Source organism: Streptomyces sp. NPDC002055 (genome assembly GCF_040296705.1).
Classification (GTDB): Bacteria; Actinomycetota; Actinomycetes; order Streptomycetales; family Streptomycetaceae; genus Streptomyces.
Genome location: NZ_JBEOXS010000001.1, coordinates 89,995 through 104,159, shown reverse-complemented (window position 1 = coordinate 104,159; position 14,165 = coordinate 89,995). Strand labels below are relative to the sequence as shown.

13 protein-coding genes are annotated in these 14,165 nt (G+C 73.3%); 8 read left to right on the top strand and 5 right to left on the bottom strand.

Going from position 1 to position 14,165, the window contains the following annotated elements; all coding sequences use genetic code 11:
• Positions 1–259 precede the first annotated feature (259 nt).
• Together ABT112_RS00460 and ABT112_RS00455 are read right to left on the bottom strand one after the other, a co-directional pair.
• Positions 260–1,045: a DUF427 domain-containing protein gene (locus ABT112_RS00460; protein ID WP_351503880.1), complete on the bottom strand. Its 786-nt coding sequence runs from the start codon at positions 1,043–1,045 to the stop codon at positions 260–262.
• Positions 1,046–1,377: 332 nt separating this feature from the next.
• Positions 1,378–2,601, bottom strand: coding sequence for a threonine synthase (locus ABT112_RS00455; protein WP_351503878.1), 1,224 nt, complete (start codon positions 2,599–2,601; stop codon positions 1,378–1,380).
• A gap of 228 nt (positions 2,602–2,829) precedes the next feature.
• Between ABT112_RS00455 and ABT112_RS00450 the strand changes: the two genes are divergently transcribed.
• On the top strand, positions 2,830–3,924 hold the full coding sequence (locus tag ABT112_RS00450; protein WP_351503876.1) for a magnesium and cobalt transport protein CorA: 1,095 nt from the start codon (positions 2,830–2,832) through the stop codon (positions 3,922–3,924).
• Here the strand turns inward: ABT112_RS00450 and ABT112_RS00445 are convergent.
• From ABT112_RS00445 to ABT112_RS00435, 3 genes are all read right to left on the bottom strand, one after another.
• Positions 3,866–5,353, bottom strand: coding sequence for an MFS transporter (locus ABT112_RS00445; protein WP_351503874.1), 1,488 nt, complete (start codon positions 5,351–5,353; stop codon positions 3,866–3,868). The two genes, ABT112_RS00450 and ABT112_RS00445, sit on opposite strands and share 59 nt — an antisense overlap.
• Before the next feature lie 552 nt (positions 5,354–5,905).
• The gene (locus ABT112_RS00440) at positions 5,906–6,439 is read right to left on the bottom strand and encodes an NUDIX hydrolase (RefSeq protein WP_351503872.1); all 534 of its coding nucleotides are present in this window, start codon (positions 6,437–6,439) and stop codon (positions 5,906–5,908) included.
• 153 nt (positions 6,440–6,592) lie between these two features.
• Positions 6,593–8,230, bottom strand: a complete 1,638-nt coding sequence (locus tag ABT112_RS00435; protein WP_351503870.1) for an FAD-dependent oxidoreductase — start codon at positions 8,228–8,230, stop codon at positions 6,593–6,595.
• Positions 8,231–8,566: 336 nt separating this feature from the next.
• Here ABT112_RS00435 and ABT112_RS00430 point away from each other — a divergent pair, with 336 nt between their 5' ends.
• From ABT112_RS00430 to ABT112_RS00400, 7 genes are all read left to right on the top strand, one after another.
• Entirely contained in the window at positions 8,567–9,697 is a 1,131-nt protein-coding gene (locus ABT112_RS00430; protein WP_351503868.1) for a SchA/CurD-like domain-containing protein, read from the top strand.
• Positions 9,698–9,777: 80 nt separating this feature from the next.
• Positions 9,778–10,212, top strand: coding sequence for a cupin domain-containing protein (locus ABT112_RS00425; protein ID WP_351503866.1), 435 nt, complete (start codon positions 9,778–9,780; stop codon positions 10,210–10,212).
• Positions 10,209–11,477, top strand: a complete 1,269-nt coding sequence (locus tag ABT112_RS00420) for a beta-ketoacyl-[acyl-carrier-protein] synthase family protein (protein ID WP_351503864.1) — start codon at positions 10,209–10,211, stop codon at positions 11,475–11,477. Before ABT112_RS00425 ends, ABT112_RS00420 begins: the two co-directional genes overlap by 4 nt.
• Positions 11,474–12,715, top strand: a complete 1,242-nt coding sequence (locus ABT112_RS00415) for a beta-ketoacyl synthase N-terminal-like domain-containing protein (protein ID WP_351503862.1) — start codon at positions 11,474–11,476, stop codon at positions 12,713–12,715. Before ABT112_RS00420 ends, ABT112_RS00415 begins: the two co-directional genes overlap by 4 nt.
• 41 nt (positions 12,716–12,756) lie before the next feature.
• On the top strand, positions 12,757–13,014 hold the full coding sequence (locus tag ABT112_RS00410; protein ID WP_351503860.1) for an acyl carrier protein: 258 nt from the start codon (positions 12,757–12,759) through the stop codon (positions 13,012–13,014).
• 1 nt (position 13,015) lies between these two features.
• The gene (locus tag ABT112_RS00405) at positions 13,016–13,501 is read left to right on the top strand and encodes an SRPBCC family protein (RefSeq protein ID WP_351503858.1); all 486 of its coding nucleotides are present in this window, start codon (positions 13,016–13,018) and stop codon (positions 13,499–13,501) included.
• A 294-nt stretch (positions 13,502–13,795) separates the two neighbouring features.
• Entirely contained in the window at positions 13,796–14,131 is a 336-nt protein-coding gene (locus ABT112_RS00400; protein ID WP_351503856.1) for a TcmI family type II polyketide cyclase, read from the top strand.
• The last annotated feature ends 34 nt before the right edge of the window (positions 14,132–14,165 follow it).

Genomic DNA, 14,165 nt, shown 5'->3' with positions numbered 1-14,165 from the left:
CGTCCGGATCGATTCTGCTAGTAACGAACCCGGCCTGAGCTGGTGCCATGAGTGCATGGAACGCGGCCGAAGGCATCGATTTCCGCGGCCCCTCGATGTCACGAGGGCGGCCACGGCAGTGCTGGACGGCCAGGACGTCGTCATCGGGTGGAGCCCCGCGGCCGACGAACTGCTCGGCTACCCGCCCCATGAGATCCTCGGACAGCCGCTCGACACCGTGCCGGTGGGACGGCTGGCGCTGGTACCGGCACCCGGCGCTTCAGGGGCGCTGGTCGCTGAAGACGGTGACCGGGCGTTGCAGCCGCTCCCCGTCCACGACGAGGTCGACGGCCTCGTTGTAGAAGCACACCAGATCCCGGACCGCTCCCGCGGCGACCACGGGCTCCGGATAGGTCCAGGCCACATCGGTCAGCCCGGGGCCGCCGCGGGACCAGGACCAGTACCGTGCGATGCCCTTGTACGGGCAGCGGGTGCGGTGGTCGGTGGGCGTGAGCAGGTCGAAGCGGACATCCTCGCGCGGAATGTAGTAGCGGACCGGGAGGCCGGTCTCGAAGAGGAGCACCGGCCGGTGGGTCTCGGCGACGGGGACCCCGTCGATCTCCACCCGGACGTGGCGGCTGCTGGGCAGCGGGTCGACCCGGGCGTGCGGGTCCCGGGGGTGGACGAAGATCTCCTCGTCCTCCTCGTACCAGTGGTCCAGGACCTCGCGGCCGAACCACTCGAAGGAGATGTGCCCGGCCAGCTCCTCCCCGGGGAAGGTCCAGGCGGCGTTCTCGGTCACCGCGCCGTCGAGGTGGAGGTCGTAGAAGAGCGTCGCCCCGCAGTGGGCACCGGTGTCGGGCCGCCGGGCGTCGCGCAGCAGGTCGGTGCGGACCTCGCTCCCGGGGAAGGTGTAGCACGGCACCGGAAGGTCCGGTTGCCAGACCAGGACGGGATGGCGGCTGTCGACGACCGTGGTCCCGCCCTTGGTACCGCGCACCCAGCGCTCACTGGGCTCCCAGTGGAGCGGGCCGCTCTTCCGGATGGTGTCCGTTCGGATGGTCATGTCCGTCACCTCGGCCGGTGGGCGGAGTCGGCCCGGCGGCCCGCGGTGGCGGCCGGTGCGGTGCCGTTCGCCTCGTACAGCCGACGATAGTGGCCGGGGCGGGGGCCGTCCTGCCGCAGGGCCGTCCCGCGGCGACGGCCGCGCGGCCTCGGCGCGCACGCCGTCCGCATCCGGGAGCCACGGCTCGCGCGGGGAGCCGCGCCCGGGCCGCCGGGAGGCGTCACGCGCCCGGCCGTGCCGAGCTGGGCCTCGGACCCCGGCCCCCGGCCCCCGGGCGGACGCCACCCCGGCGACGGGACCTCTCGCGCCGCGGCCCCGCTACGGGGCCGGGCTCACGCCGGCAGGCCGGCCTTCCGCAGCCGCGCCGCGACCGCGTCCCAGTCCGGGTCGACGGGGTCGGTGGCAGCCTCGCCCACGCCGCGGTCCTTGAATCCGCTGGAGGTGGAGACGCACACCACCGGGCCGCTCCGGTCGCCCAGGCCGCGCAGCCCGGCGAGACCGGCCGCGGCGGACAGCTCCGGCCACAGCCCGGACCGGGACAGCTCGGCCTGGGCGGCGGCCAGGGCCGCGTCGTCGACCAGCAGCGCGTCGCCGCCGCTCTCCCGGACGGCCATGGTGCCGCGGACGCCGCCGACGGTGCAGTCGATCGCGTAGGCGCCGGTCGGGCCGGACGGGACGGTGAGGGCGGGGCGGCCCGCACGGAGGGCGGCGTGCAGCGGTCCCCCGGCGGCGGGCTCGCAGCTGTACACCCGCGGGGTCCGGTCGGCCAGGCCGAGCCGCACCAGCTCCGCGAAGCCCTTCCAGATGCCGAACAGCAGCTCGCCGTACCCGGTCGGCACGAACACGGCTTGCGGTACGCCGAGTTCGGTGAAGATCTCGTAGGCGACGCTCTTGTAGCCCTCGGGGCCGAAGGCGTGTCCGGTGTGGGACTGCGGTGTCAGGTTGCTGACCGGGTGGAAGCCGAGCCGGTCGACGATCCGCCGCAGCAGCGGCCAGCGGGCCTCCGTCGGCACGGGCAGCACGACGGCGCCGTAGGCCTGCAGGAAGGAGCGCACCGCCGGGGGCGCGTCCGCGGAGCACAGCACCACACAGCGGAGACCGGCGCGGGCCGCGTAGGCCGCCGCGGACGCGCCGTGGTTGCCGGAGGAGGCCACCACGATGCCCTCGGCGCCGCTCCCGACCGCGGCGCTCGCGGTGCAGCGGTTCAGCCGGTCCTTGTGGCTCCAGGTGGGATTGCGCGACTCGTCCTTGATGTAGACGCCGTCGCCCAGATCCACCAGCGGGGTGCCGCCCTCGGCGAGGCCGGGCGCGGCCAGCGGCGGCAGCAGCGGCGCCCAGCGTTCCAGACCGCCGCCCGCGGGGACGCCACTCGCGGCCGCGCGGTCGAAGAGGTTCCGCGGCACCCGGCCGTAGGCGTAGTCCACCTCGACCGGGTGGGCGACCTCGTCGGTGCTGGTCCGCGGGCAGCCGCTGGTCATCGGCGGCCACAGCGGGTAGCTGACGGACGGATCTCCCAGTGAGCGCTGACCGGTGGCCAGCGAATCCCCCAAATTCATGATCGTGCAGTGTAGTTCGTACGACCGACGCCTCGCGGACCGCTCCGCTCCGCGGTGGACGAGGCTCCGCTGGCAGAGCCGTCCGGATGGGACTCGGAGGGCTCCGGCGGGACGGCGGACGGAGGCCGGCCCTCCGGCCGAGCTGTCCCCGGGACCGCCTTCCTGGGTAGGGTCCGCCGGAGCCGGACCATGCCCTGCCCGGCCGAAGGAGCACGAGGAGCACAGCGCATGTCGATGATCCGCACCCTACGGAAGGCCGTGCGCCTTCCCGCAGCCCGGCGGAAGGTGGACCTGAGCCACCCGGTCCGCTCGCCGCTCGGCAGTGCGGTCGTGAACTGTGTGGTGTACCTGGACGGGGTACGGCAGGTGGGCGACTGCCCGGCCGAGGAGGCGGTCGAGCGGGTACGCAAGGCCGGGAACGGCTTCGTCTGGCTGGGCCTGCACGAACCCACCGAGGAGCAGTTCGCCGGGATCGCCGAGCTCTTCGGGCTGCACCCGCTGGCCGTCGAGGACGCGGTCCACGCCCATCAGCGGCCCAAGGTGGTGCACTACGACGACACGCTGTTCGCCGTCTTCAAGACCCTCTGTTACGTCGACCACGCCGAGCTGACCGCGACCAGCGAGGTGGTGGAGACCGGCGAGATCATGGTGTTCACCGGCCCCGACTTCGTCGTCACCGTCCGGCACGGCCGCCACGGCTCGCTCGGGCCGCTCCGCGAGGGGCTGGAGGCCGCGCCCGACCAGCTCTCCAAGGGCCCCTCGGCGGTGCTGCACGCCATAGCCGACCATGTGGTCGACGACTACCTCGAAGTGACCGCCGCCGTCCAGGACGACATCGACACGGTGGAGACCGAGGTGTTCTCCGCGGACCGCACCAGCGGGACCGACGCGGGGCGGATCTATCAGCTCAAGCGGGAACTGCTGGAGATCAAGCGGGCGGTGGCCCCGCTGGGACGCCCGTTGGAGAGCCTGTCCACCCGGCCGGGGCCGTTGGTCGACCCGGACATCCAGACCTACTTCCGGGACGTCAGCGACCACTTGGCCCGGGTCACCGAGCAGATCTCGTCCTTCGACGACCTGCTCAACTCGATCCTGCAGGCCCATCTGGCCCAGGTGACGGTGGCGCAGAACGAGGACATGCGCAAGATCACGTCCTGGGCCGCGATCATCGCGGTGCCCACCATGGTGTGTGGCGTCTACGGCATGAACTTCGTCTACATGCCGGAGAAGCACTGGACGTTCGGCTATCCGCTGGCGCTGGCGGTCATCGCGGTCGCCTGCTTCGCCATGCACCGCGGGTTCCGCCGCAACGGCTGGCTCTGACCGCCGGCCGGACGAGTGCGGCGGCGCAGAGCAGGCATCCGAGGAGCGCCCAGGCCGGTGCCGTGCTGGCGGCCACCGGGTCCGTGGCCGGGCCGGACGGCAGGCCGAGCCCGGCGGTCAATGTGACGGCGCTCTTCGTCACCCCGGAGGCCGCTCCCGCCCGTTCCGGCGGGACGAGGGCCTGCGTGGCCGTCAAGGTCAGGGCGTTGGCGACCCCGAGTGCCGCGCCGCAGACCGTGGCGACGACGAGGAGGCCCGGCAGCGCACCGGCCGGGCGCAGCAGGACCAGGGCGGCGGCAGCGGTGGCCAGGCACGCGGCCATCGCCGCGACGGCCCGCGCCGGAGGGATCCGCCCGGCGACCGGGCCCGCGAGGGCCATGGCCGCGGACGGCGCCAGGAACGCCGCTCCGGCGGCCGTCGGAGACAGCCCCTGGACCTCCTGCAGGAGCTGGGGCACCACGAGCAGGAAGGCGCAGGTCGCGGTGTTGCCGGCGGCACCCGCCACGGTGAGCACCAGGTAGGACCGGTTCCGGAACAGCGCGGGGTCCACCCACGGGCGGGCGGCGGTGCGCACCAGGACGACCGACAGGGTGACGGCCACGGCCAGCAGAGCGACGGCCTCACAGGACGCCCAGCCCCGGACCCGTCCGCGGTCGAGGGCTCCGGCAAGCGCCGCCACCGCGGCCGTACCGGCGACCGGGCTCAGCCGGTCCACCGGGCGGCGGCGGGCGGCCCGGGACAGTCCGGGGCCGCGGGACTCCGGCAGAGCGCGGGGCTTTGGCAGGCCTCGGGACTCCGGCAGGCCGCGGGACTCCGACAGGCCTCGGGATTCCGGCAGACCGCCGGACTCCGACAGGTCTCCGGACTCGGGCAGGCCGCGGGCGAGCAGCGCCGCGGCAGCCGCGGGCAGGACGGCAGCCCAGAACACCGCCCGCCAGGACAGCGCTTCGGTGAGCACCCCGCCGACCGCCGGGCCGCAGGCCGTGGCGACGCCCGCGATGCCCAGCGCCCCTCCCGTGGCGCGTGGCCGGAGCCGCGGCGGATGGACGGCGGTCAGCAGCGCCAGGCCCGCCGTCATCAGCAGCGCCGCGCCCGCGCCCTGCAACACCCGGGCCGTGATCAGCGCCGCCGGGGACGGGGCGAGCCCGCCGCCGGCCGACGCGGCCGCGAAGAGCGTCAGCCCGGCCACCAGCATCCGCCGCCGGCCGAACCGGTCCGCCAGTCCGCCCGCGCCGGGCATCAGCGCACCGGCCGCCAGCAGATACGCGCCGACCACCCAGGACAGCCCGTCGCCCCGGATGCCGAAGTCCCGGCCGATCCGGGGCAGGGCCGGATTGAGCGCGAACGCGTCCAGCTGGACGGCGAACACCCCCAGGGCCACCGCGGCGAACGCCCGCCGCCGCAGCGCACGACTGCTCGGCACCGTCATCGGTCACACCTCTCCTGCCGCCCGGGGGCGGCACGTCACGGACGGCGCGCCCGCGCGTCGGCGGGGCACCGCAAGGAACCGTGCGGAGGGGAGGGTGCGCACCTCGGAACGCCCCCGGAAGGCGGGAGCGAGGTGCCGTGACGGAGGAGACGGCCATCGGGCGGACCGGAGCGGCCGGGAGAGGAGGAGACCGGCGGAGGGACGGCACGCCGGAACACCGCAAACGCGGGCGTCGGGACGGCTGTTGCGACCGGCCGCCGCAGTGGCGGAGCCGGTCCGGCTCGTCCGGGTCGGGCCCGGAAGGTCACCCTCTCATGGACGCGGAACGCCGCGCGAGGAGACCGGGGAGGCCAGGGGCGGGCCGGGAACCGAACAGCCCAGGCCTGCCGGATGGGGCCGGGAGTCGTGTGGGGTGGACGGGAGCCGGGGCCGCGCGCTCACCACAAGTCGTCGGCGACGTCCATGATTTCTACGAGCAGTTGGAGCCCTTCCGCCGGGAGCCGGCCGCGGTGGCGTTCGAGGTTCGGCTCCGGGAGGTGCTGCCCCGGCAGATCAGCGGATCGCCTCGTCCATGAGCACGTAGAGCAGCCCGACGAGGGAGCCACTGCTGACGATCTCGCGGCGGTCGATCATGCCCCGCACGTCGGCCAACGGGATCCACTCGATCCGGTCCGACTCGTTCTTCTCGGTCGGCGGGCCTTCGTACGTCGCGCCGTCGGCGCGGAAGAGGTGGTGCTGGGAGTCGGTGATGCCGTTGGCCGGCTCGGCGTAGATCAGCGGCTTGAGGGGACCGGGACGCCAGCCGGTCTCCTCCAGAACCTCACGGGCAGCCGCGTCGGCCGGCGTCTCGCCTTCCTCGACCAGGCCCATGGGCAGCTCCCACGCCCAGGCGTTCGTGATGAAGCGGTGCCGCCACATCATCAGAACCTCATGCCGCTCGTTGACCACGGCGGCCACGGCCAGGTGCCGGAGCTTGACGACGTGGTGCTCCCAGCGGTTCCCGTCCGGCGTCTCCACATCGGTGAGCCACAGGTTCACCCAGCTGTTCTCGTAGATCGGACGTTCCCCGTGGATCTTCCACTGCATCGCCGCGGCCCCTCTCGATCGGCCTCCAGCATCGCAGAACGAACCTCGCTGCCAGCAGCGTTCGGCGACTTGGCTCCAGGGCACCGCTCCACCTCGCGGAGCGCCAGGGCATGACACTGAATCAGGGGTCCTTGCAGGAAGGATCCCTACGGATCAGTCCCGCCGCAGCAGCTCCGTCATCACGTCCCGCAGGGTCCGGTCCGGCTCCGGGACGGGGCCCGTCGCGCGCCAGGCGACGAAGCCGTCCGGCCGGACCAGGACCGCGCCGCCCGGTGTGACGCCGTGCGGCTCCGCCCAGTCGGCGCCGTCCTCGGTGGCCAGGTCGCCGGCCTGGGTGCTGCCGATGCGGTGCGACTCCAGGGGCACGCCCAGTTCGTCGGCGACCCGCTTGGCGGCGGAGTGCCACGCGGTGCTCTCGACGCCGCTGAGCAGCACGAACGACCGCTCGTAGAGGTCCAGGGTGGAGAGCCGGGTACCGAAGCGCTGCAGCCACAGGTGCGGGGCGCGGGTGCCCGGGTCGCCCGTCAGCTGCATCCGGTCGGGGACGACGGGCAGGTCGGGGTCGACGCCGAGGACGGCGCCCCGGGGGTAGCGGTAGCCCAGGGCCACGGTCAGCACGCCGCTCTGCCGGCCGCCGCCCGCGCCGGGCGCGGCGGCGTAGCCGGGGTGGCTGTGCTCGGCGGAGCGGGCCGAGGCGCGGGCGCTCGTGGCGCGGGCCACCGGCTGCCGCTCCTCGCCGTAGGTGTCGAGCAGCCCGGGGCCGGCCCAGCCGCCCAGGACGGCGGCGAGCTTCCAGGCGAGGTTGTGGGCGTCCTGGATGCCGGTGTTCGAGCCGAACGCGCCGGTCGGGGACATCTCGTGGGCGGAGTCCCCGGCGAGGAACACCCGCCCCGAGTGGTAGCGCTCGGCGACCCGTTCCGCGGCGTGCCAGGGGGCCTTGCCGGTGATCTCGACCTCCAGGTCGGGCACGCCGGTGGCGGTGCGGATGTGGGCCACGCACCGCTCGTCGGTGAAATCCTCCAGGGGCTCCCCGTCCTCGGGGTGCCAGGGCGCGTGGAAGACCCAGTGCTCCCGGTTGTCGACCGGGAGCAGGGCGCCGTCGGCCTCGGGGTTGGTCAGGTAGCAGGCGATGAAGAGGCGGTCGCCCACCACCTCGGCGAGCCGGGGCGCGCGGAAGGTGATGCTCACGTTGTGGAACAGGTCGCCGTGGCCGGTCTGTCCGATGCCGAGGTGTTCCCTGGCGGGGCTGCGGGGTCCGTCGGCGGCGACGAGGTAGTCGGCGTGGACGGTGCGCTCCTCGCCGGTCTCCCGGTTGCGCAGCACGGCCCGCACCCCGTCCGCGTCCTGCTCGAAGGAGCGGAGTTCGGTGCCGAAGCGCAGCTCGCCGCCGGTCGCCCCGGCGTGCCGGACGAGCACCGGCTCCAGGTCGTTCTGGCTGCACAGGCACCAGCCGCTCGGGCTGAAGCGGGCCAGGGCGCCGCCCGGGTCGATCTCCTTGAACAGCCACTCCTGGTCGTCGCCGGTGAGCGATCCGGCCTGCAGGATGCCGTGGTTGCCGGCCAGGACGGACGCGGCGTCGCGGATCGCCTGCTCCGCGCCGGCCGTGCGGAACAGTTCCATCGTGCGGACGTTGTTCCCGCGTCCGCGGGGGTGGTGGGAGGTTCCGGCGTGCTTCTCGACCAGCAGGTGCGGTACGCCCAGCCGTCCCAGGAACAGGGAGGCGGACAGACCCACCAGGGAGCCGCCCACGATGAGCACGGGCACCCGGTCGTCGATCTTCGCGTTCTTCATCTGCACCAGCTCCTGCCGACCTGCACCAACCCTCGGCGCCCGAACGGGGTACACATCTGTCCATGCCCGACGAGCGAAGCTCCGTTCGGGCTTTCACTCGTATGGCTCACACATCTCGCGCCATCCGTGGGACCGGCTGACGATCGATTGCGGGCACCGAGACCGGCCGCATCGCGCCGGCGTCCCCGGGTGCGACGACGCTCCCGGGACACTGCCCGGCCATGGGGCGGGTACCGACGACCAGGCGCAGCGCCCGGTCGCACACCCGCATCCCTCCCACGGCACGTGACCGCAGAACCTCAGGGGCTGAAACCCGGCGCGAAGGAGATGTGGAATATGACAACGCTGTCAGAGAAGGTGTCGGAGAAGGTCTCGCAGTCCGCCTTCGACGGCTCCCGACTTCGGGTGATTCTGCTGCTGGACATCCACGACGGCGCCCAGCAGCGCTTTCTCGAGGCCTACGAGCACCTTCGCAGCCGGGTGGCCTCCGTCCCGGGCCACATCAGCGACCAGCTCTGCCAGTCCATCGAGAACCCCTCGCAGTGGCTCATCACCAGCGAGTGGGAGAGCGCCCCGCCGTTCCTGGCCTGGGTGAACAGCGAGGCGCACGTCGAGATGGTGCAGCCGCTGCACAGCTGCGTGCGCGACACGCGCTCCCTGCGGTTCAGCATCCTGCGCGAGACGCCGGGGATAGGAGTGCACACCCCCGAATCGTCGCGGAGCAGGCTCCAGTCCACTCCGCGGATCGGCGACGGGGTGGTCCGGCACGCCCTCACCTTCACCGTGAAACCCGGGAGCGAGAGCAAGGTCGCCGAGATCCTGTCCGGCTACCGCTCCCCCGCGGCCCGGGTGGACGACACCACGAGCCTGCGGCGTACCTCGCTGTTCCTGCACGGCAACCGGGTCGTCCGGGCCGTCGAGGTGCAGGGCGACCTGATCGCGGCGCTGCGCCATGTGGCGCAGCAGCCCGAGGTCCGGGCCGTCGAAGAGGCGATCAACCCGTACCTCGAACAGGACCGGGACCTGGCCGACCCGGATTCCGCGCGGGTCTTCTTCACCCGGGCCGCCCTGCCGGCGGTGCACCGGGTGGCCTCCGGCACCGCCGAGGCGGCCGACGTCGAGCGGCACGCCCTGCTCTACCCGGTCAAGCCCGGCTGCGGCATGGCGGTGGCCCGGCTGCTCGCCCTCCAGGAGGAGCAGGGGGCGCACGACCCGGAGAACCCCATCGTGGGCAGCACCATCTTCCAGCGCGACGACATCGTCGTCCGGATGGTCGACCTGCGCGGTCCGGTGGAGCATGCGCCGGTCCCGGTGGTCGGGGTCACCGGCAAGCGCACGGCGGCGGTGCTCACCCGGCTGCTGGACCTCCCGGAGGGCCACACCCTGACGGACCACCGGGGACTGCTGAGCTTCCTCGCGCACGCCGACATGTCCCCCCTCACCGACCGCCGCGCCACCGACTCCTGACCGCAGAGCGGCACCGCCGGTCCCGTCCGGCGCGGCCTGGCACATCCCCGTCGTCGCAACGCCACCTGGAGGTAGGCATCATGACCACGCACGCACCCCGCATCGTGGATCTCTCCGAGACCCAGCCCAACCGCCGGCGCGGCGGAGACCTGCGCGCCATGCTCACCCCCACCGCGGTAGGCGCCACGAGCGGCTTCATGGGCCTGGCCATCGTGCAGCCCGGCGAGCGCATCGGGGAGCACTACCACCCGTACTCCGAGGAGTTCGTGTACGTGGTGGCGGGGACGCTCGAGGTGGACCTCGACGGGGAACCGCATCCGCTCCGGCCCGACCAGGGTCTGATGATCCCGCAGCACATGCGGCACCGGTTCCGCAATGTCGGGAGGACCGAGGCCCGGATGGTCTTCCATCTCGGCCCGCTGGCCCCGCGCCCGGAGCTCGGCCACGTCGACACCGAGGGAACGGAGGCCACCGCGCAGGCGGAGCCCCCGGACCGCGCGGGGTCCGTCTCGTGACCCGGCGTGTCGCGGTCACCGGAGTCGGCATCGTCGCCCCCGGCGGGGTGGGCGTGCCGGCCTTCTGGGACCTGCTGTCCTCCGGCCGCACGGCGACCCGGGGCATCACCCTCTTCAACCCGGAGGGGTTCCGCTCGCGGATCGCCGCCGAGTGCGACTTCGACCCGGCCGCGCACGGCCTGGACGAGGAGGAGGTGGCGCGCGCGGACCGGTACGTCCAGTTCGCGATGGTCGCCGCCGAGGAGGCGGTGCGGGACTCCGGTCTGGAGCTGGAGGCGGAGAACCCGTGGCGGATCGGGGTGTCGCTGGGCACCGCGGTCGGCGGCACCACCCGCCTGGAGCACGACTACGTGAAGGTCAGCGCCGGCGGCGAACGCTGGGACGTGGACCACCGGCCGGCCGGGCCGCATCTGCACCGGGCGTTCTCGCCCAGCGCGCTCGCCTCGGAAGTGGCCGAGCAGATCAGCGCGTTCGGCCCGGTGCAGACGGTCTCCACCGGGTGCACCTCCGGCCTGGACGCGATCGGCTACGCCTTCCACGCCATCGAGGAGGGCCGGGTCGACGTCTGCATCGCGGGCGCCTCGGACTCGCCGATCTCCCCCATCACGGTCGCCTGCTTCGACGCGATCAAAGCGACCTCACCCAACAACGACGACCCGGCCCACGCCTCACGGCCGTTCGACGCGCACCGCGACGGTTTCGTCATGGGCGAGGGCGGCGCCGTCCTCGTGCTGGAGGACCTGGACCACGCCCGGGCCCGCGGCGCCCGCGTCTACTGCGAGATCCGGGGCTACGCCACGTTCGGCAACGCCCACCACATGACCGGGCTGACCAAGGAGGGCCTGGAGATGGCCGAGGCCATCGACCGCGCCCTCGCCCACGCCCGGATCGACAGCTCGGAGATCGACTACGTCAACGCGCACGGTTCCGGCACCCAGCAGAACGACCGGCACGAGACCGCCGCGGTGAAGCGCTCGCTGGGCGCCCACGCGTACGAGATCCCGATGAGCTCGATCAAGTCCATGGTGGGGCACTCGCTGGGCGCGATCGGGGCGATCGAGATCGTGGCGTGCACCCTCGCCATGGCGCACGGGGTGGTGCCGCCGACGGCGAACTACGAGACACCGGACCCGGAGTGCGATCTCGACTACGTGCCCCGGACCGCCCGCTCCATGCCGCTGCGGACGGTGCTCTCGGTCGGCAGCGGGTTCGGCGGATTCCAGTCCGCGGTGGTCATGAGCACAGCACGCGGGAGGACGCGATGAGCCCCCAGGAAGAACGCCGTTCGGTCGTCACCGGCATCGGTGTGGTCGCCCCCAACGGGACCGGCACCGACGCCTTCTGGAAAGCGACGAAGGAAGGGGTCAGCGTTCTGGACCTGGTGACCCGCGAGGGGTGCGAGGAGCTGCCGCTCCGGATCGCCGGAGAGGTCCGCGGCTTCGACCCGGGTGCCGTGATCGAGGAGCGGTACCTCGTCCAGACCGACCGCTTCACCCACTTCGCCATGGCCGCGGCCGGTCTGGCGCTGGACGACGCCCGGCTGGACCCCGGCGGTTCGCCGTTCGGGGTGGGCGTGGTCACGGCGGCCGGCTCCGGCGGCGGCGAGTTCGGCCAGCGGGAGCTGCAGCGGCTGTGGGGGAAGGGGTCGCGCTATGTCGGCCCCTACCAGTCCATCGCCTGGTTCTACGCGGCCAGCACCGGCCAGATCTCCATCCGCGGCGGCTTCAAGGGCCCCTGTGGTGTGGTGGCCAGTGACGAGGCGGGCGGCCTGGACGCGCTCGCCCACGCCGCCCGGAACATCCGGCGGGGCACCGACGCGGTCGTCGTCGGAGCGGCGGAGGCCCCGCTGGCTCCGTACTCCATCGTCTGCCAGCTCGGTTACGCCGACCTCAGCCGCGCGTCCCACCCGACCCGCGCCTATCTCCCCTTCACCGCGCGGGCCTGCGGCTTCGTGCCCGCCGAGGGCGGGGCGATGCTGGTGGTCGAGGCGGAGCGGGAGGCGCTCGCGCGCGGCGTCCGGATCCGGGCCGAAGTGGCCGGTCACGCCGCTACCTTCACCGGCGCGGCCCAGTGGGAGAAGTCCCGCGAGGGGCTGGCGCAGGCGATCTGCGGCGCGCTGGCCGAGGCCCGGTGCGCCCCGGAGGAGATCGACGTGGTCTTCGCCGACGCGCTCGGCGTCCCCGCGGCCGACCGGGCCGAGGTGCTCGCGCTCGGCGACGCGCTGGGGCACCGCGCCCGGCACGTGCCGGTCACCGCGCCCAAGACCGGTATCGGCCGGGCGTACTGCGGCGCTCCGGTGCTGGACGCCGCCGCCGCGGTGCTGGCGATGGAGCACGGCGTCGTGCCGCCCACCCCCAATGTCGTCGACGTCTGCCACGACCTCGATCTGGTGACCGGTGTCGCCCGCCCGGCGGACCTGCGGACCGCGCTGGTGCTGAGCCGGGGCCTGATGGGCTCGAACGCGGCGCTGGTGCTCCGGCGCGGCGGCGACGGAACCGAGTGACACCCCCAGGCGAGGACCGCTCGAGTGAGGAGAACCCGCAGATGACCGCTCAACTGACCTTCGACGAGCTGGCCGCGCTGATGAAGAACGGCGCCGGCATCACGGTCGACCCCCGGGAGATGGAGACCCGTCCCGCCGCCACCTTCGCCGACTACGGCCTCGACTCCCTCGGCCTCCTCGGCATCGTGGGAGAGCTGGAGAACCGGCTCGGCCGGCCCATGCCGCCGGACTCCGAGCTGTGCAAGACCCCGCACGACTTCATCGAACGCGTCAACACCTCCCTCACGGCTGGAGCGTGACATGCCCGCACACACGGAGAACGAGATCACCATCGCGGCCCCGCTGGACCTCGTCTGGGACATGACCAATGACCTGGAGAACTGGCCGCAGCTGTTCAGCGAGTACGCCGCCGTCGACGTGCTCTCGCGCGAGGGCACCAAGACGACGTTCCGGCTGACCATGCACCCGGACGACAACGGCAAGGTCTGGAGCTGGGTCTCGGAGCGGGTGACCGACCGGCTCGGGCTGAACGTCCGGGCGCGCCGGATCGAACCCGGCCCGTTCCAGCACATGAACATCCGCTGGGAGTACGCGGAGATCCCCGGCGGCACCCGGATGCAGTGGTTCCAGGACTTCGCGATGAAGCCGGAGGCTCCGGTCGACGACGCCGGGATGACCGAGCTCATCAACCGCAACTCCCGGATCCAGCTGGAACTCATCCGGGACAAGATCGAGCAGCGGGCCCGGGAGGGCGGACGCGACTCCGCTCCCGCGGTGCCCAACTGACCGCCGGTGCACCGCTGAGGCGCACCCACTGACGGTGCACCACTGACGTGCACCAACTGACGGTGCACCACTGGCGGTGCACAACGGACGGCCGGTGCCCAACCGGCCGGTGCGTGCCCGGCGCACCGGCCGTCCGCCGCACGCACACCGGTGGCCCGCCGGCCACCGGTGCCCGGCCGTGACCGTGCCCGGCCGCACTCCCCCGCCGGCCGGCGGGGCCTCCCGCGCCCCCGCCGGCGGCACCGCTTCCGCCCGGAAGCAGCTCCGCCCCGAAGCCCGACGAAGGGACCTGCCATGCAGCACCGCGCTCTGATCGTCGCCCGGATGGCACCGGGCTCGGCCCCGGACATCGCCGGTGTCTTCGCCGACTCGGACCGGGGCGAACTGCCGCTCCTGATCGGCGTCACCGGCCGCAGCCTCTTCCAGTTCGGCGATGTCTACATCCACCTCATCGAGTCCGACCAGCCGCCCGGCCCCCAGGTGGCCCGGCACGCGGACCACCCGGCCTTCCAGGACATCAGCGACCGGCTCCAGGCGTACGTCGACCCGTACGACCCGAAGACCTGGAAGAGCCCCAAGGACGCGATGGCTCACGAGTTCTACCGCTGGGACCGCGGCCCGGTGGGCTGAGGGGTCCCTTGCACCAAGCGGCGCTCGACCCGGA

Excerpts from the sequence above, each read along its gene's own strand:
- ABT112_RS00460 (WP_351503880.1), bottom strand. The coding sequence starts at position 1,045 with ATGACCATCCGAACGGACACCATCCGGAAGAGCGGCCCGCTCCACTGG.
- ABT112_RS00455 (WP_351503878.1), bottom strand. The coding sequence starts at position 2,601 with ATGAATTTGGGGGATTCGCTGGCCACCGGTCAGCGCTCACTGGGAGAT.
- ABT112_RS00450 (WP_351503876.1), top strand. The coding sequence starts at position 2,830 with ATGTCGATGATCCGCACCCTACGGAAGGCCGTGCGCCTTCCCGCAGCC.
- ABT112_RS00445 (WP_351503874.1), bottom strand. The coding sequence starts at position 5,353 with ATGACGGTGCCGAGCAGTCGTGCGCTGCGGCGGCGGGCGTTCGCCGCG.
- ABT112_RS00440 (WP_351503872.1), bottom strand. The coding sequence starts at position 6,439 with ATGCAGTGGAAGATCCACGGGGAACGTCCGATCTACGAGAACAGCTGG.
- ABT112_RS00435 (WP_351503870.1), bottom strand. The coding sequence starts at position 8,230 with ATGAAGAACGCGAAGATCGACGACCGGGTGCCCGTGCTCATCGTGGGC.
- ABT112_RS00430 (WP_351503868.1), top strand. The coding sequence starts at position 8,567 with ATGACAACGCTGTCAGAGAAGGTGTCGGAGAAGGTCTCGCAGTCCGCC.
- ABT112_RS00425 (WP_351503866.1), top strand. The coding sequence starts at position 9,778 with ATGACCACGCACGCACCCCGCATCGTGGATCTCTCCGAGACCCAGCCC.
- ABT112_RS00415 (WP_351503862.1), top strand. The coding sequence starts at position 11,474 with ATGAGCCCCCAGGAAGAACGCCGTTCGGTCGTCACCGGCATCGGTGTG.
- ABT112_RS00410 (WP_351503860.1), top strand. The coding sequence starts at position 12,757 with ATGACCGCTCAACTGACCTTCGACGAGCTGGCCGCGCTGATGAAGAAC.
- ABT112_RS00405 (WP_351503858.1), top strand. The coding sequence starts at position 13,016 with ATGCCCGCACACACGGAGAACGAGATCACCATCGCGGCCCCGCTGGAC.
- ABT112_RS00400 (WP_351503856.1), top strand. The coding sequence starts at position 13,796 with ATGCAGCACCGCGCTCTGATCGTCGCCCGGATGGCACCGGGCTCGGCC.